Origin of the sequence: Halorussus amylolyticus (assembly GCF_004143485.2) — an archaeon.
GTDB classification, from domain to species: Archaea; Halobacteriota; Halobacteria; order Halobacteriales; family Haladaptataceae; genus Halorussus; species Halorussus amylolyticus.
Map to the genome: position 1 here is coordinate 53,422 of NZ_ML974135.1, position 22,272 is coordinate 75,693.

23 protein-coding genes are annotated in these 22,272 nt (G+C 65.2%); 9 read left to right on the plus strand and 14 right to left on the minus strand.

What is annotated here, in order from left to right; translation table 11 throughout:
- Nucleotides 1–39: 39 nt before the first annotated feature.
- Nucleotides 40–1,632 (minus strand): uracil-xanthine permease family protein, encoded by a 1,593-nt coding sequence (locus EKH81_RS12500; protein ID WP_132058685.1) that lies wholly within the window; start codon nucleotides 1,630–1,632, stop codon nucleotides 40–42.
- A 193-nt stretch (nucleotides 1,633–1,825) separates the two neighbouring features.
- Here EKH81_RS12500 and EKH81_RS12505 point away from each other — a divergent pair, with 193 nt between their 5' ends.
- The 5 genes from EKH81_RS12505 (at nucleotide 1,826) to EKH81_RS12525 (ending at nucleotide 7,013) form a co-directional block, all read left to right on the plus strand.
- A complete protein-coding gene (locus EKH81_RS12505) occupies nucleotides 1,826–3,718 on the plus strand; it encodes a CocE/NonD family hydrolase (protein WP_132058684.1) in 1,893 nt (630 codons plus the stop codon).
- Between the two features lie 367 nt (nucleotides 3,719–4,085).
- On the plus strand, nucleotides 4,086–4,880 hold the full coding sequence (locus EKH81_RS12510) for a creatininase family protein (RefSeq protein ID WP_132058683.1): 795 nt from the start codon (nucleotides 4,086–4,088) through the stop codon (nucleotides 4,878–4,880).
- Between the two features lie 55 nt (nucleotides 4,881–4,935).
- Nucleotides 4,936–5,235 (plus strand): DUF7967 family protein, encoded by a 300-nt coding sequence (locus tag EKH81_RS12515; protein WP_132058682.1) that lies wholly within the window; start codon nucleotides 4,936–4,938, stop codon nucleotides 5,233–5,235.
- A 71-nt stretch (nucleotides 5,236–5,306) separates the two neighbouring features.
- Nucleotides 5,307–5,570 carry a hypothetical protein gene (locus EKH81_RS19385; RefSeq protein WP_202935132.1) on the plus strand — a complete coding sequence of 88 codons (264 nt, stop codon included), beginning with the start codon at nucleotides 5,307–5,309 and terminating at the stop codon, nucleotides 5,568–5,570.
- Nucleotides 5,571–5,684: 114 nt separating this feature from the next.
- The gene (locus tag EKH81_RS12525) at nucleotides 5,685–7,013 is read left to right on the plus strand and encodes a cytochrome P450 (RefSeq protein WP_132058681.1); all 1,329 of its coding nucleotides are present in this window, start codon (nucleotides 5,685–5,687) and stop codon (nucleotides 7,011–7,013) included.
- Between the two features lies 1 nt (nucleotide 7,014).
- Here the strand turns inward: EKH81_RS12525 and EKH81_RS12530 are convergent, their stop codons facing one another.
- A complete protein-coding gene (locus tag EKH81_RS12530) occupies nucleotides 7,015–7,677 on the minus strand; it encodes an O-methyltransferase (RefSeq protein WP_132058680.1) in 663 nt (220 codons plus the stop codon).
- A gap of 85 nt (nucleotides 7,678–7,762) precedes the next feature.
- Here EKH81_RS12530 and EKH81_RS12535 point away from each other — a divergent pair, with 85 nt between their 5' ends.
- Nucleotides 7,763–8,044, plus strand: coding sequence for a DUF7553 family protein (locus tag EKH81_RS12535; RefSeq protein WP_132058679.1), 282 nt, complete (start codon nucleotides 7,763–7,765; stop codon nucleotides 8,042–8,044).
- A gap of 18 nt (nucleotides 8,045–8,062) precedes the next feature.
- On the opposite strand, the gene EKH81_RS12540 is transcribed toward EKH81_RS12535, so the two are convergent.
- From EKH81_RS12540 to EKH81_RS12550, 3 genes are all read right to left on the minus strand, one after another.
- On the minus strand, nucleotides 8,063–8,638 hold the full coding sequence (locus tag EKH81_RS12540; protein WP_132058678.1) for a GNAT family N-acetyltransferase: 576 nt from the start codon (nucleotides 8,636–8,638) through the stop codon (nucleotides 8,063–8,065).
- A gap of 45 nt (nucleotides 8,639–8,683) precedes the next feature.
- Nucleotides 8,684–9,277, minus strand: a complete 594-nt coding sequence (locus EKH81_RS12545) for a DUF6663 family protein (protein WP_132058677.1) — start codon at nucleotides 9,275–9,277, stop codon at nucleotides 8,684–8,686.
- Between the two features lie 409 nt (nucleotides 9,278–9,686).
- Nucleotides 9,687–11,039: a tryptophanase gene (locus tag EKH81_RS12550; RefSeq protein ID WP_132058676.1), complete on the minus strand. Its 1,353-nt coding sequence runs from the start codon at nucleotides 11,037–11,039 to the stop codon at nucleotides 9,687–9,689.
- 311 nt (nucleotides 11,040–11,350) lie between these two features.
- Here EKH81_RS12550 and EKH81_RS12555 point away from each other — a divergent pair, with 311 nt between their 5' ends.
- Complete coding sequence (locus tag EKH81_RS12555) at nucleotides 11,351–11,797, plus strand: DUF7344 domain-containing protein (RefSeq protein ID WP_132058675.1); 447 nt, start codon at nucleotides 11,351–11,353, stop codon at nucleotides 11,795–11,797.
- Between the two features lie 46 nt (nucleotides 11,798–11,843).
- Here EKH81_RS12555 and EKH81_RS12560 read toward each other — a convergent pair whose 3' ends face one another.
- The gene (locus tag EKH81_RS12560) at nucleotides 11,844–13,094 is read right to left on the minus strand and encodes an arginine deiminase family protein (RefSeq protein ID WP_132058674.1); all 1,251 of its coding nucleotides are present in this window, start codon (nucleotides 13,092–13,094) and stop codon (nucleotides 11,844–11,846) included.
- Between the two features lie 124 nt (nucleotides 13,095–13,218).
- Between EKH81_RS12560 and EKH81_RS12565 the strand changes: the two genes are divergently transcribed.
- Complete coding sequence (locus EKH81_RS12565) at nucleotides 13,219–14,475, plus strand: M20 family metallo-hydrolase (protein ID WP_132058673.1); 1,257 nt, start codon at nucleotides 13,219–13,221, stop codon at nucleotides 14,473–14,475.
- An 86-nt stretch (nucleotides 14,476–14,561) separates the two neighbouring features.
- On the opposite strand, the gene EKH81_RS12570 is transcribed toward EKH81_RS12565, so the two are convergent.
- From EKH81_RS12570 to EKH81_RS12580, 3 genes are all read right to left on the minus strand, one after another.
- Entirely contained in the window at nucleotides 14,562–15,290 is a 729-nt protein-coding gene (locus EKH81_RS12570) for an NAD(P)H-hydrate epimerase (protein ID WP_238392180.1), read from the minus strand.
- Nucleotides 15,291–15,301: 11 nt separating this feature from the next.
- Nucleotides 15,302–16,264, minus strand: coding sequence for a DUF3179 domain-containing protein (locus tag EKH81_RS12575; RefSeq protein ID WP_132058672.1), 963 nt, complete (start codon nucleotides 16,262–16,264; stop codon nucleotides 15,302–15,304).
- 65 nt (nucleotides 16,265–16,329) lie between these two features.
- Nucleotides 16,330–17,448, minus strand: coding sequence for a redoxin domain-containing protein (locus EKH81_RS12580; protein ID WP_132058671.1), 1,119 nt, complete (start codon nucleotides 17,446–17,448; stop codon nucleotides 16,330–16,332).
- 275 nt (nucleotides 17,449–17,723) lie between these two features.
- Between EKH81_RS12580 and EKH81_RS12585 the strand changes: the two genes are divergently transcribed.
- Nucleotides 17,724–18,431, plus strand: a complete 708-nt coding sequence (locus EKH81_RS12585; protein ID WP_132058670.1) for a DUF7546 family protein — start codon at nucleotides 17,724–17,726, stop codon at nucleotides 18,429–18,431.
- A gap of 5 nt (nucleotides 18,432–18,436) precedes the next feature.
- On the opposite strand, the gene EKH81_RS12590 is transcribed toward EKH81_RS12585, so the two are convergent.
- The 5 genes from EKH81_RS12590 to EKH81_RS12610 all read right to left on the minus strand — a co-directional run bounded on the left by EKH81_RS12590 (nucleotide 18,437) and on the right by EKH81_RS12610 (nucleotide 22,214).
- On the minus strand, nucleotides 18,437–18,811 hold the full coding sequence (locus tag EKH81_RS12590; RefSeq protein ID WP_132058669.1) for a winged helix-turn-helix transcriptional regulator: 375 nt from the start codon (nucleotides 18,809–18,811) through the stop codon (nucleotides 18,437–18,439).
- Nucleotides 18,812–19,110: 299 nt separating this feature from the next.
- Nucleotides 19,111–19,464, minus strand: coding sequence for a DsrE family protein (locus EKH81_RS12595; protein ID WP_132058668.1), 354 nt, complete (start codon nucleotides 19,462–19,464; stop codon nucleotides 19,111–19,113).
- A 74-nt stretch (nucleotides 19,465–19,538) separates the two neighbouring features.
- Nucleotides 19,539–20,309: a pirin family protein gene (locus tag EKH81_RS12600; RefSeq protein ID WP_132058667.1), complete on the minus strand. Its 771-nt coding sequence runs from the start codon at nucleotides 20,307–20,309 to the stop codon at nucleotides 19,539–19,541.
- 222 nt (nucleotides 20,310–20,531) lie between these two features.
- On the minus strand, nucleotides 20,532–21,137 hold the full coding sequence (locus EKH81_RS12605) for an OsmC family protein (protein WP_132058666.1): 606 nt from the start codon (nucleotides 21,135–21,137) through the stop codon (nucleotides 20,532–20,534).
- Between the two features lie 267 nt (nucleotides 21,138–21,404).
- Nucleotides 21,405–22,214, minus strand: coding sequence for a helix-turn-helix transcriptional regulator (locus EKH81_RS12610; protein WP_202935133.1), 810 nt, complete (start codon nucleotides 22,212–22,214; stop codon nucleotides 21,405–21,407).
- Nucleotides 22,215–22,272: the final 58 nt, after the last annotated feature.

Below are 22,272 nucleotides of genomic sequence, written 5' to 3' on the forward strand. Positions count from 1 at the left end.
GCGAATCGGCGGAATTCGTGCGAATCGATGGGATTCGAATCAGTCTGCCTTGGGTGTGCGTTCCTCGGAGTCCGGTCCGCCGACGCTGTCCCAGAACGATTCGAAGTCGCCGTCGTCCTCGGACATCTCCTCCAGTTCGGTCACGCCGCGCTCCTCGGGCGTGCCCTCGATGGTGTTGTCGAGGAAGAACGCGATGATGCCGCCGACCGCCATCCCGGTCGAACCGATGACGAACACCGTGGTCGCGACGACTTCGGTGCCGAGAAGCGGGCCGACCGCCGGAACCGCGGCGAGACCCTGCTGGAAGGTCGCCGCGTCGCCGACGTTGCCCATGTACCCCGGAATCGCGAGCCCGGCGAACAGCGCGATGCCGACGATGAACACGTTCCGGTTGCTGTCGAGGTCCACGAACTTGAGCTGTGAGAGACCGACCGCCGCGATTTGGCCGAACATGGCGATGTAGAGACCGCCCACGATGGGGTTCGGAATCGTGGCGAACAGTTGGCCGACGTAGCCGATGAGGCCCGCGACTATCATCACGAACGCGCCGATTTGGACGACGTATCTGCTCGCGACGCCCGTGATACCGATTGCGCCCACGTTCTCGGTGTAGGAGGTCGAACCGTTACCTGTGCCCATGATTCCGGCGAAGGTGTTGCCGAGACCCTCCATGCCGATACCGTGGTCGATGCGCTTCTTGCTCGGCGCGGCCTTGCCTGCAAGGCGAGCGACCGCGTGGTAGTCGCCGAAGCTCTCGATGGCCGACGCGAGCATCCCGGCAATCATCCCGATGATGAACGCCGGAGTGAACAGCGGCATTCCCCACTGGAAGGGGTAGATGGGCTGAATCGCGGGTGCGCTCGCGACCGCCGCGAGGTCCACGTAGCTCGCCGACCCCTCGGCGTAGAAGCCCGTCACGGACAGCACCGCCGCGATTATCCACGCAGTCCCGATGCCCAACAGGACCGGGTAGAGCCGGAACGTCCGGTGGTACTTATCGAGGTAGTGGGAGAACAGCACGATGAGGACGAGCGTCAGGCCCATCAGCCACCAGTTCTGGCCCTCGGCGGCGCTAATCTGGGGCGCGTTGAACAGCGCGAGACCGATGAGCGCGATGGTCGGCGCGATGACGACCGGGCTCATGTACCGCTTGAGCGCGCCCATGATGCCGAAGTAGCCGATGAGCACCTCGACCAGACCGGCCACGATGACCGCGCCCATGAGTTCGCGTATCATTATCTCCCAGCCAGCGCCCTGAGCCGCGATGACGCCGATGATGGCGATGGCGGGCGCGAGCATCGAGAACGTCCCGCCCTGCACGATTGGGTAGCGGTTCCCGATGGTGGTCTGGGCCAGCGTGCCGATGCCCGAAACGAGGAAGAAGGTGCCGATGAGTCGGCCGACCTGCTCGTCGGGCATCCCCATCGTCCCGGCGAGCGCGAGCGGGATGGCGACCGTCGCACCAATCATCGTCAGGTAATGCTGGAAGCCGAGGAGGGCCGACTCGCCGAGCGGCGGCTTGTCCTCGATGCCGTACTCCACGAAGCTCGCGGCGTCGGCATCGTCGGAACTGGGGTTGGTCGCCGGGCCGTGAGCTTCGACAGATTCGTCGAAGCCGTCGTCACCGCTCATGGGCGGTCGAACCTCCGGATTCGCGGACACTGTCGGCGCGCATCACGAAAATTGATAACGGTTATCATGGCTGGCACACCTACCATTGGATAAACAGTTTATTTAAATCCTCCGGTGATTTGTTCCGGAACGGCGCTTCGAACCGATGAATTTGAGGACAATCTATTTGACGGCTCTCCGAAAGATAGTGGGTATGGCCTCCGAACCCACCTACGACGTTCGCGCCGAACTCGACGTCGCCGTCGAGATGCGCGACGGGACGCGATTGGCGACCGACATTTATCGGCCCGCCGACCCCGAGACGGGTGACCCAATCGACGACCCGAAGCCCGCGCTCCTCGACCGCACGCCGTACAACAAGCGCGGTCGGATGGAGCGCCACGGCGAGTGGTACGCCGAGCGCGGCTACGTCGTGGCGATACAGGACTGCCGCGGACGCTTCGAGAGCGAGGGCGACTACTACATCTTCGTGAACGAGGCCGAGGACGGCTACGACACCGTCGAATGGCTCGCAGAGCGCGACTACTGCGACGGACAGGTCGGCACCTTCGGCACCTCCTACGGCGCGTGGGTCCAGTCGGCGCTCGCCACGCAGGACCCGCCTCACCTCGAAGCCATGTTCGTCAATCAGGGCGCGGCCAACGGTCGGGAGGCCACCTTCCGGCACAACGGCGCGTTCGAACTCCGGTGGCTCTGCTGGGCGCTCACGCTCGGCGGCGGGTTCGCCAAGCGCGCGCTCTCCGACCCCGACGTACAGCGCCGACTCGCGAACGTTGACACCCGCGAGGTGCTGGCCGACGGCCCGGTCCAGCGCGGCCAGTCCCCCCTGCGCCACATCCCGAACTACGAGGAGTGGGCGTTCGACATCATGGAGCAGGGAGACGCCGACGACGAACTCTGGCAGTCGCCCGGCGTCAACTTCGAGCGATTCCGCGAGGAGAGCGCGGACGTGCCGACCGTCTACTCGGGCGCGTGGTACGACTCGTACACCAAAGCGACCTGCGACAACTTCGAGGCGCTCGCCGAGGAGAAAGACGCCGACCACTTCCTCCTGATGGGACCGTGGACTCACGGCTGGGACACCTATCCCCTCCCGTCGTGGAACAAGTCGTACTCCGGCGAGACCGAGTTCGGAGAGGCCGCGCTCAGGGATTATCAGGAGGTCCGCCTCCAATTCTTCGACCACTACCTCAAGGGCGAGGAGACGTGGGGCGACCAGCCGACGGTCCAGTACTTCCGGATGGGCGGCGGCGACGGCCACCGGGTGCAGGGCGAGCGCATCTTCCACGGCGGCGAGTGGCGCGAGGCCGACGAGTGGCCGCTTCCCGGCACCGAGTACGAGAAGTTCTTCGCGCACGCGGACGGGACGCTCGCTCGCGAGCGTCCCGACGCCGAGGAGTCTGCGACCACCTACGAGTTCGACCCCAAGGACCCGGTGCCGACCCTCGGCGGCAACTGCTCGTCGTACATCTCCTACGAACCCCGCGAGGAGTCGATTCTGGAGTACCCCCTCTCCGAGCGCAAACTCCTCGACATCACCGGTCGTGGCGGGTACGACCAGCGCACGCGCGAGGACACGTACTTCGCCGACGAACCGCATCGGCCCCTCGAACAGCGCGACGACGTGCTGGTGTTCCGCACGCCACCGCTCGAAGAGGCGGTCGAAATCGCCGGACCGATTCGAGTGCGAGTCTACGGTTCGACCGACGCCGCCGACACCGACTTCACCGCGAAGCTAATCGACGAGTACCCCGCGAGCGAGGAGTTCCCCGAAGGCTTCGCGCTGAATCTCTCGGACTCCATCTGCCGGGCCAGATACCGGGGGTATCGCGACCACCCGGACTTCGTGGACCCCGGAGAAATCTACGATTTCTACATGGAACCGTACCCGACCGCGAACGTCTTCGAGGCGGGCCACCGGATTCGACTCGACATCTCGTCGTCGAACTTCCCGCGATACGACGTGAACCACAACACGGGCGGCCCCCTTTACGGAGACAGGGAGTACGAGGTGGCGACTAACACGGTGTATCACGAAAAGGAGCATCCGACTCACATCGAATTACCCATTCGACCGCGAGAGTAGAGGCGGTTCGAGCGAGCGCTCGGTCGGTCAACCGAAAGGGTGGGGATGAAAGGGGCGGCGCGCTCGCGCCCGGAGGGCATCGGTCGCCTCAGTGACCCCTATCCGCGCCGAGGCGGTGCGTTGTCTGCGGGAGCGAAGCGACCGCAGGCTCGTCGGATGTGTCCGACGGCGCGGTGAGGCGCGGATATGTCACCTGAGCGACCGCGAGCGCGCCGGGGCTTTCTGTCTGTTGTTGGTTCTCGGAATTACAATTCGCGACGAGCGTCGTAACCGATTCATGGTGTCTCGCTACCGACACCCACCACAATCCTCCAAACACCACTTTCACCGCGGAAGAATTAACTCGGTCCGCCACACTCTCGGAACCATGTACCTCGCAGACCGGACGTGGCCGGAGCTAAGCGATTACGTCGCCGAGGAGTCGCTCGCGGTCGTGCCGCTGGGTTCGACCGAGCAACACGGCCCTCACTTGCCGCTCTCGACCGACCACCGAATCGCCGAGTCGCTCGCCCGCGAGGCGACCGACCGGTCGGGCTACCTCTGTACGCCCACCGTGAACGTCGGCATGAGCGTCCACCACAAGCAGTTCCACGGCACGATGTGGGCCGACCCGCCGGAGTTTCGGGACTACGTCGAGAGCTTCTCGCGGAATCTGGCGTACCACGGCATCGACCGCATCGTCTACGTCAACGCCCACGGCGGGAACCAGACCCACCTCCGCGAAGTGGGTCGTCGCCTGCGCGAGGACGAGGTCGCCTACGCGGTCGAGTGGATGTGGGACGAGTCGATTCCCGACCTCGTGAACGATATTTTCGAAGTGAACGGACCCCACGGCGGGCCGAAGGAGACCGCGATGATGATGCACATCGACCCCGACCTCGTGCACGAGGAGAAACTGGCGGACGCCCGCGACGACGGCGTGCCGGACTACCCGCTCGACGACTCGTACGTCCACGGCGCGCGCAACTTCTACGACTCCATCGACAACTCCGACAACGGCGTGTTCGGCGACCAGACCGACGCGACTCCCGAGAAGGGCGAGCAGATTTTCGACGCCGCGGCCGAGCAGTTGGTCCACCTGCTGGAGTGGATAGACGACCAAGAGTTCCGGGACCTGATGGCGAAGCCACACGTGGACCCCCAACCCGGAAGTCGGCGGTAGCGCCGAAATCGCGCGAGTCGGGCGAACTAAAACCGTACCGCCCGTTCGTCAAGCTATGGTCGAGGAAACCGGAACCGAAGCCGATACCGAGACGATTCGAGTGTGGCTGGTCGAGCGCACGTATTCGGACGACGAGCAGAATCTCATCATCCTCGTCTACGCCACGACCGACGGAGAGCGGTACTTCCGCAAGGAGCGCGCGCTCACGAGCTTTACCGACGTGCGCGACACGACCGCCGCAATCGACGTTTCGCCCGACAACCTCGGGAGCGTGGACGACGCCGAGACGCGCGAGCAGTACGCCACCGAAGCCGCGCGAATGGCGGACGAACACGACCCGGAAGACGCGATTTAGCCGCCTTCGACGGCCGCGCCAACCCAGAGTCGGCCCGAACGCATAACCCTGACCGCGTCGGCGTTCGGGCCATGAGCGACCGACCGCGAGACGCGACCGGCGACGAGTACGGCAACCACCTCGACGAGGAGGCGGCCGGCGAGCGGCGCTCGCCGGCCGCCTCGGGCATCGAGGGCGACGAATCCGACGATAGCTGGCTATCCGAGGGCGCAATCGGACTGGTCATCCTCGCGGGCGTCGTCCTGTTTTTCTTCCCGGAGCCAGCGACGTCGGGAATCGGAATCCTCCTCATCCTCGTCGGTCTCGCGGCGTGGGTGCTGAACAGGGTGACGTGAGGAGGCGACACTTCCGACTGGGCGGCGGGGGGGGGCGGGCCCCCGCGGGCCCCCCCCCCGCCGCTTTGCCCGGCCGGACGATTTCCTTAACACTTCGGCGCGCTAACTCGAAGCATGGCCGACAGAGTGCCGCGTGGGCCGACAGGGGTACCGCTGTTCGGGAGTTCGCTGTCGTTCGCCGCCGACCCGCTCGGATTCTTCGAGCGGAGCGCACGGGAGTACGGCGACTTCGTTCGCGTCGAGACGCTCAACGGCGAGATATATCTCCTGACCGACCCGGCGGAAATCGAGCGGATTCTGACCAGGAACAACGCGAACTACCGAAAGCCCGACCTCGGCGGCGAGGGCCTCGACGGCCTGCTCGGCGAGGGCCTGCTGACCAGCGAGGGCGACCGGTGGCTCCGCCAGCGCAAGCGAATCCAACCGTCGTTCAATCGGTCGATGCTCGACCGCTACGCCGAGACGATGGTAGCCGACGCGCGCGAACTCGCCGAGACGTGGGCCGACGGCGACCGCGTCGAGGGCGACCGAGCGATGTCTCGGCTCACGCTCCGCATCATCGTCGAGACCGTCCTCGGCGCGGAACTCGGCGGGATGGAGCGCGAAATCGCCGACGCGCTGGAGAACGTCGGCCAGAAGTTCAGGTCGGACGACGTGCGGACGCTCGTGCCCGAGGAAGTGCCGACGCCCCGAAACGTCAAGTACCGACTCGGGGAGCGCCGACTCCGACGAATCGTCCGCGACATCATTCGACAGCACGAGCGCGGTGTCGCTCGGGAGGACGGAAACATGCTCGCGCTCCTGTTCGCCGCGCGCGAGGCGGGCGCGACCGACATCACCGACGACCAACTCCGCGACGAGGTGCTGACGATGCTGCTCGCGGGCCACGACACGACCGCGCTGACGCTCACGTACTCGTGGTATCTGCTCTCGGAACACCCCGAAGTTCGGCGGGAGTTTCAAGCTGAACTCGATTCGGTCCTCGACGGCGAGGACCCGACCGCCGCCGACGCCGACGCGCTGGCGTACACCGAGCGCGTCGTGAAGGAGGCGATTCGGCTCTACCCGCCCGTCTACGTCGTCTACCGGCAGGCGACCGGCGACGACAGCGTGGCGGGGTTTCGGCTCCCTGAGGGGGCCATCGTGGCGATGCCTCAGTGGGTCGTCCACCGCGACCCGCGATGGTGGGACGACCCCGAGGAGTTCCGCCCGGAGCGGTGGGCCGAGGAAACGGACCGGCCCGACTACGCCTACTACCCGTTCGGCGGCGGCCCTCGGCGGTGCATCGGCGAGGCGTTCGCCATGCGGGAGGCGAAACTGATTCTGGCGACCATCGGACGGCGGTTCGAACTGGACTACGCGGGACGCGACGACCCGGAGTTGATTCCGATGGTGACGCTCCATCCGGAGCCGCCGGTGGAGTTCGAAATCAGAACGCGATAGGCTACCGCTTGTAGCTCACCGCGATTCCCTCTCCCAGCGGAATCGCCGACGTTTCGAACTCCGGGCTGTCGCGGACTTCCACGAGGTAGTCCGCGATTCCCTGCGTCTCGGCGTCCGCGTCGGGGTCGTCGCCCTCCAAAATTTTGAGGATTTTTCCGAAGTCCTGAATCCCGCTCTCCATCGCGTTGTCGGCGATGAGTACGCCTCCCTCGGCAACTTTCTCGCGCACCGCGTCGAGCGCGTCGGGGTAACCGTCCTTGTGGCAGTCCACGAGCACCACGTCGAAGGGACCGTCGTAGCGCGCTATCGTTTCGAGCGCGTCACCTTCCTCGAAGACCGCGCGGTCGGCGTAGCCGCCGCGAGCGAGGTACTGGCGGGCCTGTTCGAGTTCGTCGGCGTCGTGTTCGGTCAGCACGATTTCGCCGTCCTCGGGGAGCGCCTCGGCGAACCAGTAGGCCGAGTAGCCGAATCCCGACCCGAACTCGAAGATTCGCTCCGCGTTCACCATCCGGGCCGCGAGTCGGAGGAACGACCCGACGCCGGGACCGACCGTCGGAAAGCCGATTTCGTCTCCGTGGGCCTCCATCTCGGCGAGGACGTCGTTCTGTTCGGCGACCATCGCGCGAACGAACCGCTCGGTCGTCTCGGGCAGTATCTCGCTCATGGACCACGGTTCGCGGGTTCGAAAGGTAACTGTTGGTGTCCGACTCGGCACAAACCCTTTGCCTTCGTTCTTCGTACGGTCGCCTGTGACGGAGAATCCACGAGAAGACCTCCGAGACGCCGCCGAGGGACTCGACGCCGTCCGAGAAACCGTCTCGAACGCCGAAACAGCCGACCGGCTCGGGACGTTCGCCGAGCAACTGCGGAGGATGGCCGACGCCAAGCGGGGACCGGACCACGGCCGACTCGACCGTCTGATGCACGGGCTTCGGGAGGTCGAGGCCGACCTCTCGGGCGAGGAGTCCGAGGCGGTCGGGTCGGCGTTGGCGCACGTCCGGGCCTACCGCGAGACCGTCGAAGGCGTCTGAGAGAGTCCGACGTTTTGCCTACGATTCGTCTCGCTCGTGCCACTCCTCGCGGAGGAGTCCGTACTCGATGGAGTCACGGTACTCGCCGCCGATGAAACGGGCCTTCCGGAGGCGGCCCTCCTCCGTAAAGCCGAGCGACTCCAGTAGACTGCGAGACGCCTCGTTGAAGTCGAGAGTCGCCGCGCTGATACTGGGCGTGTCGTACGACTGAAACACATGGTTCACGACGAGCGCGACCGCCTCCGAGCCGTAACCGTCACCGTGATACTCCGGAACGAGCCAGTAGGCGAGTTCGGGACGCACCTGATCCGTGTCGGTCGCGGCGACCGCACCGATAGGCGTCACGTCGCCGTCGTCGGGGTGGCCGGGTCCGGCGTCCTCGGCGTCGAGACAGACGAGAAACTGGGCGTGACTCGGATTTTCGATAAAGTTCTCGAACTGCGCCTCGATTTGGCTCAGGTTCTTGTGTCGCAGATTGCCGAGGGGATAGCGAATTTCGGGGTTGGTGTAGCCGCGTTGGACGAAGGGTGCGTCGTCGCGTTCGACCGTCCGGAGGGTGACTCGGTCGCCGCGTTCGATAATTGCGCCGGGCATGTACTCAAAAATTCAAATAATATTCATAAGCGTTCGGGTACGCGTCTACGCCAGCGGTTCCGACGGCCGCGGGCAGTCGTACGTCTCCCGGAGCGTGTCGGCGAACTGGCCCCCCTTCCGGAGCGCGATGGTGACGACGACGAACTCCCCGTCGGCGGGTCGGAGGACGAACACCTCCCGCGGAGCCGACCCTTCGCGTTCGTTCACCCTGTCCACGAGAGGTTCGAGCGGTCGCGAACCGTCGCGGAACGCGTCGAACGTGCCGCCCGTCTCGCTCTCGGCGAAGACGTAGAGGACGCCGTTGACCTCGTTGTCGGTGTTTCGAGTCACGCGGCTGTTCATCGAGTCGCCGACGGCGCGCGCGTCGGCCCACGCCTCCTGTGCCACTTCGAACACCGGGTCGATTCCGTCGGCAAAGGCGTACAGCGTCGGACGGCGCACCGACGCCGAGCGAACCGTCGGTTCGGCGCTCGACCAGTCGAGGTCCGCGTCCACGAGGTAGCCCGCGCGAAGGTCTGCGACCGCGTCGTCGTGGCCCGATTCGGCGGTGACGATGGGTTCGTACGTCTCCCTGTCGAGCAGGCGGAGCGGCCCCGACTCGGGGGCGGCGAGCACGCGATAGCTCCGGTCGTCGTTCATGGGTTCAGTAGGGTTCGGCGGTCGGAAAAGCACCTCGCATCGCGCATCGACTCATTACGAATCGCAGACGATGGAACACTAACAGCCAGAAAGCCCCCGCCCGGTCGCCACCGGAAGACGTTCCTGCTCGCTTCGCTGCGCGGGCTGCGACTTCCGAGGTCCCGTTCGCTTCGCTCACGAGACGGTCGCTCTGCGGCATATCCGCGCCTCGCCGCAACGCACCGCATCGGCGCGGATAGGGGCCGGTCAGACGACCAAGACAAGCGTGACCGGGCGGCCCCTTTCAGTCCCACCCTGAAATTTGTGACACCGGCCTTGTCCGGTGGAATGTGCCACCGTCCTTGTCTGGCGGCTGTGTCACCGAGCGAAGATTCGCGGGCTGCGGCTTTCGTCGCGCCGGGCCGCAGGCCTACTCGTTCATCGGCCGCAACTCCGCGCTGAAGTGGCGGAGTTCGGCCATCTCCGGCTCCTTCGTAATTTCGAGGCCCGAGATTTCGCCCGCGTCCCGTCGCTCCGCCACGGATTCGAACGTCTCGGCGACGTGTTCGAGGTGGTCCGCGCCGTAGGTCCGACGGGGGAGCGCGAGGCGGACGAGTTCCGGACGATTCGAGTCGGGGAACGCGAAGCTTCCAAGTTCGACTGCGCGCACCCCGCCCCCTCGATAGAGTTCGCAGACGAGCGCCTGTCCCGGGAACTCCGCACGCGGAATCTCCGGCAGGAACGCCGCGGCATCGACGTACACCGCGTGGCCGCCAGTGGGACGATGCACGGGCACGTCGCGGTCGGCGAGCAGGTCGCCGAGTCGCCGGACCTGCTCGACTCGGTCGCGGATGTACGAGTCCTCGACGGCTTCGCGGAGGCCGACCGCCATCGCGGCCACGTCCCGGCCAGCCATCCCGCCGTAGGTCGTGAACCCCTCGAACAGGATGGCTCGCTCGTGGGCGCGCTCGTAGAGCGCGTCCGCGTCCTCGCGCAGGCCCACGAAGCCGCCGATGTTGACGAGGCCGTCCTTCTTGCCGCTCATCACGATTGCGTCGGCGTAGGATAGCTGTTCGCGCGCGACCTCGGCGACCGACGCGCCTTCGAACTCGGCCTCTCGTTCCCGGACGAAGTGGGCGTTCTCGGCGAATCGGCAGGCGTCGATGACGAGCACGGCGTCGAGTTCGTCGGCGACCGCGCGCGCCTCGCGGACGTTCTCGACGCTCACGGGCTGGCCAGCCAGCGAGTTGTTCGTAATCGTGACGAGGACTGCGGGAATCTTTTCGGCTCCGACTTCGTCGGCGAGGTCCCGGACTTTCGCCACGTCGAGGTTCCCCGCGAAGTCGCGGTCGCCCGCCAGCGCACCGTCGAGCGGGCAGTCCACCGGTTCGGCCCCCGCGTTGGCGATGTGGGCGCGCGTCGTGTCGAAGTGGGTGTTGTTCGGCACGTAGTCGCCGTCCTCGACCAACGCGCCGTAGAGGACGTTTTCGGCTCCCCGGCCCTGATGGGCCGGAATCACTCGCTCGAATCCCATCACGTCCGAGACTGCGGATTTCAATCGGTCGAAGCTCTCGGACCCGGCGTAGGCCTCGTCACCGCGCATCAGAGCGGCCCACTGGGCGTCGCTCATCGTTCCGGTCCCGCTGTCGGTCAGCAGGTCCACGAACACGTCGGAAGAATCGAGATTGAAGACGTTGTAGCCCGCCCGGTCGAGATTCGTCTCGCGCTCCTCGCGGTCGGGAAGACGGATGGGCGTGACGACTTTCGATTTGTACGCTCGCATGTTCGGACAATCGGCGTCCCGGAACATATCGTTGCCGAGACAATTCCGGGTGTCGATGGCCGCCTGCGGTGGATTTCCGACGAATCTGGGTATCGTCGAATGGAGTTGTCCGAAGTATATTTGCGTTTACGTAAACGCAAACGTCTCGTGTCGGCTCACGGTCGCCTCACGCTCGAAAATCGAATTTCCCGGGGCATCACGCTTTCAATATTTATTTATAGCGATAAATCGAACGAATAGTTGAATTTAACCTCCTATTCGCAGTTATCCCCGACAGAGCTAAACCGATGGTTCCACTGACACAGAGTAACATGTGTGATGATACCGCTCGGGGGCGCGGGGACGACTACGAGGCCGGGAGTGGTAGCAGAAGCGAGGACGACGAGGACCCCTCGCGAGAAACGATACCGAAACCACCCGACGACCCCCACCTTTCGCTCGATACGCTGTTCGAGATGCTGTCGAAACCGCGGTGTCGGCTTACGCTCGCGTACCTCGAAGATATGTCGGGGAAAACGGTCGAACTCGACGACATCGTAGCGTACGTGACCGAGCACGAAACCGAGGAGAAACGGGGCGACACGGACCCCGAACAGCACCGCCAGCAGGTCGCCGCGACGCTCCACCACCAGCACCTCCCGCGACTGTCTGACGCCGCCATCCTCGATTACGACCCGCGTTCGAAGTCGGTTCGATACTGGGGCAACGACCGGGTTGCGGCGTATCTCGAACGGATTCGGTCCGACGAAGAGGAATGAGCGCGATAGATGGTCGTGGCCGAGACGCCGGAATCACCCTCCGCGTCTATCCCCGGTGGATAGGCGTCGTCATGCAGTGGATGCCGCCCGCACCGTTCGTGAGCGCGGCCCGAGGGAGACCCTCGCCGTCGGGCAACACCGTCACGCCGCGCTCTTTCAGGGCCTCTATCGTCGGGTTGTTCTCGGGGCGATACGCGCCGGTCTCGTCGGGTTCGTACAGCGGGACCACCACGCCGTCGTCCACCGCGAGGAAGTTGGTCGGCCACCGCTCGTCCCACGAGATGTCGATTACGTCGAAGCCCTTCTCGTCGCGGACGTAGGCGAGCGTGTCGGTCGAGTGGTCGAACTCGTAGGTGTCGCCGCGCTTTTCGTAGACGTCGATTTCGGCGGCGCGAGCCAAGTCGGCGTCGAGAACCGCGAGTCCTTCGGCCGCGATGTTGAACCATCCGAGGAGATGCATGACCCGAGAGCCAGCGTCGTGTTCGCGCCTGAGTCGTCGGTCGGCTTCGAGCGGTGCCCGCACCAGTCCGAACTCGTCGTATCCCACCGCACCGTCGTCCATCAGGCGCTCGCCGGCCGCGTAGCTCGTCCGGATGACTCGCTCCTCGCCGTCGATTTCGGCCGAGACGCCGAGCAGAGCGAACTCGCCCGCGGGCATGAACTCGCCGCCCTCTATCGGCTCGCCCGACATCTCGTAGTGAATCTCCGCGCCGACTCCGTCCCACGCGTCTCGTACGATGGGGATTTCGGGCTGGCGGACCGGTTCGTACATGTCACAGAGCACCGGCCCGCGGTCGCCGAGAATCGTGGTGTCGCGCTGGAAGTAGACGTTCGAGATGGGCCGGTCGATTCGGAGCGAGGTCGCCGGACTCCGGGTTCCGGTTCCGTCGGTTCCCGGAACGCCGTCCGAGGACGCCGGGTCGTCCGCGTGTCGGTCCATCGTGACTCGTGCGAGTGCCAACTGAAGCTTCTCGCGAGCGTCGAAATTCGAGAGAATTCCGTCCACGTCGGCGGGTTCGTCGCCGTCGTCGGTCCGGACCGACACGGATTCTCGGACCAGTTCGTCGAGGGTTCCGGCGGCCTCGAGGTCGTCGGCGAGCTGGTGGACCTCGACGCCAGCGTCTTCGAGCGCGGCGACGATGCGCTCGTGTTCGGCGCGGGCTTGGTCCGGCGGGACGTGGTTTTCGAAGAGATTCGGTCCGGGGTCGAGGCTCCCGCTCCAGAGTTCGATGCCGGGGGTGTGAACCCTGACCGCATCGAGGGGTTCCCACTCGGCGCGCACGGAGTTGTCGGTCATCACTCAGTCGTCTCCGACGGGCGACTAATAGCTGTGGACTGTGACACTGTCGAGGACTCGACCCAACGATTCGACCCTTGCCGGTCCCGCGACACTCATTAGCCCCGGTTCCGTCCTTTTTCGCATGAACGTGGACAGCGACCGACTCCGGGCGGACATCGAGGCGAACGCCGAGTTCGGGAAAATCGACGTCGCGGAGGGCCGCGGCCGGACCGTGCTGACGGGCACCGACGCCAACAGACAGGCCCGCGAGTACTTCGTGGAGCGACTCAAAGACGCCGGACTCGACGTGCGTATCGACGCCGTCGGGAACGTCGCGGGCCGGTGGACGCCCGAGAGCGCCGACCCGGACGCCGCGCCCGTCGCGGCCGGGAGCCACCTCGATTCGGTGCCCGAGGGCGGCATCTTCGACGGCCCGCTCGGGGTGTACGCCGCGCTCGAATCCGTCCGGGCGATGCAGGACGCCGACCTCGAACCCGACCGACCCATCGACGTGGTCTCGTTCACCGAGGAGGAGGGCCAGCAGTTCGCCGGAGGCCTGCTCGGGTCGTCGGTCGCCGTCGGCGACCGGACGGTCGAGGAGGCGCTCGCGCTCGAAGACGACGACGGAACCACGCTCGAATCCGCGCTCGAATCGATGGGCTTCCGGGGCGAGGGTCGCCTCGACGCGAGCGAGTGGGACGCGTGGTTCGAACTCCACGTCGAGCAGAGCGAGCGCCTCGTGGACGCCGACGTTCCGGTCGGCGTCGTCACCGCAATCACAGGCATCACCCACTGTGACGCCGTGATTCGCGGCGAGGCCGACCACGCGGGAGCGACCCCGATGGACGACCGGACCGACGCGCTGGCGGCCGCGAGCGAGTTCGTCCTCGACGTGGAGCGCGCCGCGAACGAGGTGGTCGCGGGCTTCAGCGACACCGCGGTCGGGACGGTCGGGAAGCTGAACGTCCGACCGAACGCGACCAACGTCGTCCCCGGACAGGTCGAGACGGGCGTCGATATTCGTGACGTGAACTACGACTCGATGAACGAACTCGTCCAGCGCGCTCGCCGAAGCCTCGCGCGCCTCGAACGCGAGCGCGGGGTCGAAACCGAGTTCAAGCGACCCTTCGACCTCGAACCCTCGCCGATGACCGACCGCGCCAGAAAAGCGGCCCACGACGCGGGCGAGCGCGCCGGAATCGAGACGATGGACCTCCACTCGGGCGCGGCCCACGACACTCAGCGAATCGCGGGCGTCACCGACGCCGCGCTCCTGTTCGCGCCCTCGAAGGACGGCATCTCGCACAATCCCAAAGAGTGGACCGACTGGGACGATTGTGCGGCCGCGGCGCGAGTGATGGGCGGCGCAATCGCGGACTTGGCGGGTGCCGAGCGGTAATCAGAAGTAGCGTTCCAATCCGTGAGACGAGAGGTTCTGGCCGCCGAAGCGAACGGATGGGTCGGGGGTGCCCCGAAAGTCGCGGTCTACGAATTCGACGCTGGAGTCAACGGCACACAGTAAGAGCGTTCGAACGGGATGTCGTACTCGATACCGGCCCGGTCGTACACCGTCCGGGGAATCGCAATATCCGCGAGCGTGAGTTCGCACTCGACCTCAGAGAGTCCCGACTTCGGGAGTGCGAGCGTGACGGTCTCGTCGGGTTCGACCACCGGACCGGGGCGGTCGCCGGTCGTCGCGTCGAGTCCCGACGGGACGTCGAGCGAGACGAGCGTCGTATCGACGTTCCCGCATCGTTCGATGAGGTCGCGCGCTCGGCCGCGAGGCGCACCCGTCAGTCCGTAGCCGACGAGCGCATCCACGACGACGTCCGTCTCGTCGTCCGCGAGCGACGCGTCTGCGTCAGCTACTCGGACCCCCGCCTCGTCGAGAATCCGATACTGGGTCGCCGCGGCACCGTCCAGAGCGTCGGCCGGACGGTCGAGGACGACGGTGACCGACACGCCGCGATTTTCGAGATGCCGCCCGCAGGCCAGTCCGCCGCCCCCGTTTCCGCCGTTTCCGGCGAGAACCGTCACCGAGTCGGGGTCGCGTTCGAGGACGCGACCCGCGAGGTCGCGCCCGGCGTTCTCCATCATCTGGAGCAGTCCGAGTCCGAGGTCTTCGACCGCGATGCGGTCTATCTCGCGCATCTCGTCGGCGGACACCGCGGGAACCGGGGTTCCGTCCGGCGTCCGAAATTCCGGGGCGGTCATGTTGTTCGGCGTCACCGTCGCTCGGGCGCGTAGAAGGCGTTCGGGCCGTGGTCGTCCTGCCACGCGAACGCGAACAGTCGCCTCGCAGGGAGGCGTTCGAGCCGTCTCCCGTCGGTCGCGTCACCAGTCGCGCCGTTCCACGTCGTTCCGTCGGCCGCGAACGTCCCCGAGTCGTCGGGTTCGAAGTCGTATCCGGGATTTTCGAACGCGTGGACGCCCTCGTCGGTGGCGAACACGACCGCGTCGGTTCCGCCGACCGAAGCCGTCACGACGCCCCCGTTTTCTCGAATTCGCGGCAACGGAAAGCCGACCGCCTCGTCGGCGACTTCGATGCCCAAGACGACCGTCTTCGGTTCGAGGTCGTCGCGGTCCCACTGTCTCGACTCGGAACCGCGGTGGGCGTCCAGTCCGAACCCCTCGCTCTGGAAGTAGTCGTCGTACGGTTTCTCGTCGTAGTCGATGGGTTCGGGGTCGTCGCTGTCGCTGGCGGCTTCGCTCTCGGCGTCTGCAGGCTGGAGAACCACGCCGTTCGGATACCGTTCCCGAAACGTCGTCCAAGATACGATGGCTCCCGGTCGGACGTGCAGACGTTTGCCCTCGTACTCGCCAGCGATTGCTTTACCGCTCGATTGCTTCCACTCCGAGTCGGTCTCGCGGTCGTACATCACGAGGTCGTCGTCCGCGAGCTTTCCCGAGACGCCGAACGTGAGCGTCCGCCCGTCGATTCGGCGGTCGTACACGATTGCGCTCCCGCATAGCGGACACCACGTGACCGCAATCGGCTCCGGGTCGTCCGCGCCGACGTCGTCGTTGACGATTTCGTGGTAGTGGAGGATTCGGAGCGGGTACGCGCGGGGCGGAGACGCCTCGACGACGATGACTCGGTCGTCGGGGTCGCCGAAATGCGCCTCGTCGAACTCCGGGCTGTCGATGCCCGGTATCGCATCTCGGGGGATGACTTGTCTTACGTTCATGGTCGGACGGTCGCGTTCGAGAGAGTAAATTCCGTGGGTGTCGGTCCGCACGGAATCGGACGCCGTTAGTCGTCGTTCGGGTGCCGCCGCTCGGGGTGCTCGAAGTCGAAGTCCTCGGTCCGGACCATGTCGAGTGTCTCCTCGACGGAGGGGCGGTCGCCCCAGTACGTCCCGAAGTACGCGAAGCGAACCTCCCCCTCGGGGTCGATGACGACCGTCGCGGGGCGGTTGATGTACTCGGCGTGGACCGAGAACGCCATCGGGTCCACGCCGTAGGTCGCGCCGACGGCACCCGCGCGGTCGAGCAGGTGGGGCCACCAGATGCGGTCGGTGTACGCCTCCTGAAACGACTCCTCGGCGAACCAGTAGTCGGGTTCGAACTCCTCGCCGACCATCACCCGACCGCGGTATCGGTCGTGGCACTCGACGGTGGCGACCGTCACGTTCGCGGCTTCGAGTTCCGCTCGGAGGTCGATTAGCTCGTCGAACTCCCGGTGGCAGACCGGACACCAGTCGGCGAACACCCAGATGAGCACGACCCACTCGCCGTCGGCCTGCGCCTCGCTCAACTGCCACGTCTCGCCCTCGGTGTCAGGCAGGCTGAAATCGGGTGCCGCGTCACCGGGCTTCAGTCGGCCGAACGTCTCCGGGTCGAGGTTTCGGTAGACGGCCCGGAGTTCGTCAGTTGCGTTCTCCCCCTTTTCGATTCGGTCGATTGCCACCTCAATTTGGTGGCGTACGTCCTTCGAGGAGTCCTCGTCGTGACGGTCCCGGAGGGTCGCCAGCGACCGTTCTGCCCCGATGTGGCCGAGCGCGACCGCCGCCTGCGAGCGCGCGAGCGGACTGGGGTCGTTTCGAGCGACTTCCTGCAGGTCGTCCACCGCGTCGTCCACCCCGAGCACGCCCAGTGCGGTCGCACAGACGTACCGGACCTGAACGTCGTCGTCCCGGAGTCCGCGAGCTATCTCGGAGACGGCGTCGCCTCCCGCTCGAATCAGGTCGCGGACCGCGAGCAACCGCACGCTCCAATCGTCGTCGTCGAGGTCCGCGATTCCTTCGACGCCGAGGTCTCGGTCGGCGGTGAACGTCTTCTCGTTCAGCGGATGGAACTGATGGGAGCGGACGCGGTCGAGAGTCTCGAAGACGGTCGGATTCGTAGATGGCCCGGTAGGCGAGGGGGGCATTCGACTCCAGTTCGGGGACGTTCACAAAATACACTCCCGAATCCGGCAGAAGCGGACGTTTCACGAGTCTTCTTTACCGCACACCGACCACGCTACACATCCGCGGAACTACCTGCCCGATTCCATGCGAGAAACCCAGACGGTTCACAAGTGGTTCACCGGCCGGTGAACCACTCGTGAACGACGACGAGCACCCGGAACGACGACGACCACCCGGAACGACGACGACCACCCGGAACGACGACAGGCAGAAACCATGACCACCGACCGAAACGATGACAGCGACTGATAGATTCGCCGGAGTGACGAATCTGCAGACGAACAAGGAGACGCTTCTCCGATGGGGAGTCGTGCTCAACTTCGAACTGCTGTTGATTTTAGGCTACTTCGCGCTCGCCTCGTCGGGCGTCATCGGGACCACGCCGGAATCGCTCGCGACGTTGGTGTACCCGTTCGTCTGGATTAACGTCGGAGCGTGGGCCGTCTTGGGGACGACTCCCGCCTCGGCCTCGCGGACGCAAGTTCGGGTGGCGGGAGCGATTGCGGGCAGTTATCTGCTCGTCCTCCTCGTCGCGGGCGGCGTCTTCGGCCCCGGACACGTCACCCACGGTCACACCCACTCGACCGGACTCCGATTCGCCGTGACGTCGCTTCCGCCCGGGTGGGGTCCCGCGCTCCTCTACGGCGGAGCGTATCTCAACGTCGTGTTGATGCCGTACAAGCTAATCGGCTACGCCGCGCTCGCGTACCTCGTCTACGCGACGGTCCTCGACGCGAGCGGAACGCCGATTTCGGGGCTTCTGGGGTTGCTCTCGTGCGTGAGCTGTACGTTCCCGGTTCTCGCCGCAATCGCGACCGGAGTCGCCGGGGGAACGTCTGGACTCGCGACGGCGGTGTACTCCCAGTCGTACGCGCTCTCGACGGTCGTGTTCGTCCTCACGGTCGGACTGCTGTACTGGCGGCCGTTTAGCCGGTCGTCGTGAGCGCGCTACTCGTCCGGTTCGGACAGGTGTTCCATCCCCCAGTCGCGCATCGCGAAGATGACGGGCTGGAGCGACTGGCCGTGTTCGGTCAGCGAGTACTCGACGCGGACCGGCTTCTCGCTGACAATCTCGCGGTTCACGAGCCGTTTTTCTTCGAGGTCGCTCAGGCTGTCCGAGAGAACCTTGCTCGAAATCCCATCGACGGCCTCCTTGAGGTCGTTGAAACCGCTCGGTCCGTGTTCGATGAGGCGGTGGATGATGACGGGGTGCCACTTCTTGCTGATGAGCGACGCCGTGGTCGTGACCGGGCACCAGTCCTCCCCGGCGCACCAGATTTCGAGCTGTCCGATTGCGTCGGTCTCGTCGGTCGCGTGCGTCATGCGTGAACCGTCAATCCGAGGGGGTATAAGAGTAACTACGAGAAATGTAGTTACTCTTGGTTATTTAATTCGTCGGGGCTCAGCGCCATGGCGCTGAGTCCCGACGTTCGCCCGTCGGAAATTCCGGCGGTGACGCCGTAGTAATCCGGTTTCCACCGAGTTAGGTCGGGTTTATGTGCATCGCTTTCGAAGAAGATACCGAAAGGTAACGTAGTACGAGGGCAGTATCTAGTATGAGTTCAACAGGAGTGCGGCCGTCCTGCGAGCGTTCGATACGGATTCAGAGGCTCCGCCTCGGTTCAGAACGTGATGACTTCGTAGCCGTCGGCGACCAGACTCCGAATACTGGGGTGGCCGTCGTACTCTGCGATGCGTTCGGCCCCGCTTTCGTCGACTTCGTCGCCGACGTGGAACGCGCCCGCACAGTAATCGCAGACCTGAACGTGGTCTTCGAGCGTCTTGTAGAGCGGATGGGCGTCGTGAGACTCGTCTTCGAGTTCGGGGACCCACTGCGTTCCCGCGCCGTCGAATATCACCGTCACGTCGTCGCCTTCGTCTTTGAACTCCTTCGCCGCCTCTAATGCGTTCACGACCCGACCGAGGTCGGCGTGCGATTCGGTACCAGCCAGAACGACGATAGCTGCTTTTACCACGTGTTCGAGTGCGGGCTTTACGAACAAAGGTCCATATATCGCGGTGGCGTCTGCCGCGTTCGAGAAGGCCGTTCTCACCGGCCAATCATCCCTTGGCGAGTGACCGGGGCATCGAGATTGATACAGAAGGCGACGACGAGCGAATCTTCGTCGGCCGTGACGGACACGTCCTCCTCATCGGTCACGAGTCCGCTTTCGGTGTAGCCGATAGTAGTCTCGTCGCGGCCCGCCGTCACGGCCCCGTCGAACACGTAGACGTAGGTGTCCCATCCGGGACGAGACGGGAGCGTGACGGTCGCACCGGCGTCGAGCCGACAGTCGTAAAAGTGGACGTCGTTACGGACGTACAGCGGGGCGTCACCGTCTTCGGGACCGAACAGGTGTCGCCACTCGTTGGGAACCGCGTCGGGAATCGGTTCGTGCTGGATACCGGGTTCGAGGCCGAGGCTGTGGGGGCGAACGAAGATTTGGAGCATCCGCAACGGCGGGTCGTCCGCGCGCGTCTCCTCGGCGTGCCAGAAACCGCGACCGGCGTTCATCACCATCAGGTGGTCGGGGTCGGTGACCAGTTCGTTGCCCTGCCGGTCGTCGTGACGCATCACGCCGTCGGGCACCCACGAGATAATCTCCTCGTTGCGGTGCTGGTGCATCCGGATGAGCGTCCCCGGGTCCATGAACGACTCGACGACCGTCGCCAGCGGCCCGTAGCCGTGGTCGTCGTGGCCCGGAACGGCGCGCCCGGGGAAATTGAAATGAATCCTGAACGCGCCCTGATTTTGCGAAACGTCCGTTCGCGGGGCGGTGTGAATCTGTGGCCGTGCGCCCGCCGACGCTGAAACGTCCATTAATCGTCGGTAGGTCGCCTCGGGCTAAAGGCGTTCTGCACGTCGCGGTTCGCGTATCGGCGTTCAGTAGCGTCGCCTACGAGCGACCTCCGAGGGCCGGTGGCGAGTCCCGCCCCGACAGAGTCTCGCGACGTAGATACCGGCGGGCGCACGGATGGAGATGGCTACTGACCCGTCGCTGTCGCTCGTGTCTGATTCGAGACCGAATCGCTGCCGGGCCGATTAGTCGTCGCCCGCCACCTCGGCGGGCGCGTCGATAGTCATCTCGATGTCCTGGGCGCGTGAGACGAACGCGTAGACGGGTGCCCGCCGCGCCCACTCGTCTATCAGGTCCCGGTCGAGGTCCTCCCCGTCGATTTCGACTTCGGCGGTGAGGTTCTCGAAGACCGAGTCGGCCTCCCTGAGTTCCGCGAGGTCGAAGAGGACCGCCGGGTCGAAATCGGCTCGGACGCGCGTCCGGAGGTGGTCGATGGCCACGCCGTTGGCGGCGGCGTTAATCGTGATGCCGACGTTGATACAGGCGGCCAGCGCCGATAGCGCCGCCTCTATCGGTTCGAGTCGGTCCGTCGCGCCGACCCACCCACCAGCGTCCAACACTTCCTTCCAAGCCCCGTAGGGAACCGTGTACTCGCGCGTTTCGCGAGCGATGGTCTCGCCTCCGAGTTCGTAGCTATCGACTTTCGCTAGGCTGTGTGCGGCCGTCCCCTCGTAGGTCGCGGACGCCCCGAGGCCGAACTGTACGGCTTCGGGGTTCGCCGCCGCGTGAGCGGCGAACCCTTCGAGCGTTTCGAGGTCGATACCGTGCGACAGTTGTCGTTCGTCGGTCATGGTTCGTGTCTCCGCGGTCGGAAACGTCTGTCTCCCAGCGTTCGGAGCGACGCTCGTGTCTCCTCCCGCAGGAGTACGTACGAAGCCGAGAGTCGTGTAGCTATTTCGTGGAGATTCGGCGGTTACTGGCGCTCTTGCAGCCACTGCAACCGAACCACCGACTGCAATCCGACGGTCGTTGGGTCCGACCACGTCACGAGAGTCACTCCGCCTCACGCTCCTCGAAAAAGCGATTGGAGCAGAACCGGAATTGCGCCGCTACAAACCTCACTCGACGCGGTTTTGCTGTTCGACGCTGCGCGCACCGGACCTGTAGGTCTCGTAGACGGACGCCGCCCACTCACGGACCGGCGCCGCGTCGGTGTCGATTACTGCATGTACCGTTCCGCTGTCACGCTCGTAACAGCTAATCGTGACGCGTTCGTCGAGCAGGCCGAGTCCGTACTGCGGGAGGTCGTCGTGCTCTAAAACGGTAAAATTTTCCCGTCGCATCATCTCCGAACTGCGATTCGGGTACGTCGAGAGAAAGTACGCGTGACACTCCGGTCGGTCGATTAGCGTCACGTCTACGCCCTCCTGTATTAGCTGGTGAAGCACGTCGAAACACAGGTCCATAAGCGCGACCTCGGGGCGAAGGAACCGTACGGTTGTCGACTCCCGGAGAAGCGACTCGAACCGTCCCACCGGACGGTACGGAGCGTCGGGTTCGGCGACGGTTACGGTCAGTTCCGACCACGTCTCGAACGGGAATTCGCTGATTGCGTCGGGGAGCCAGTGCCAGACGGAACGCAACGTTCGCTCGATTTCGACTCGTTCGAGAAGGTCCTCCATCCCCGATGCGACGACCTCCCCCAGTCGCGTCGCCGTGTACTGATACCCCTCTTTGCGAACCCAGAGCCGGTCGTCGAACGTGTCCAGCGTCCGGCGCATCGTCGAGGACGAAACCCCGGTCAGCTCGCAGAGTTCGGAGCGACTCCGGGGCCGCTCCGTCAGTGCGACGAGCGTCGGGACGCGATGGTCGGACCGAGCGAGATACGCGATGTCGGCAACTGGGGAGTCTCCACGATAGTGTTCCATGGTAACATACTCCAATAGTGGGGGTACGCCACGGAAAGTGAAAACGGTTGTTGTCATT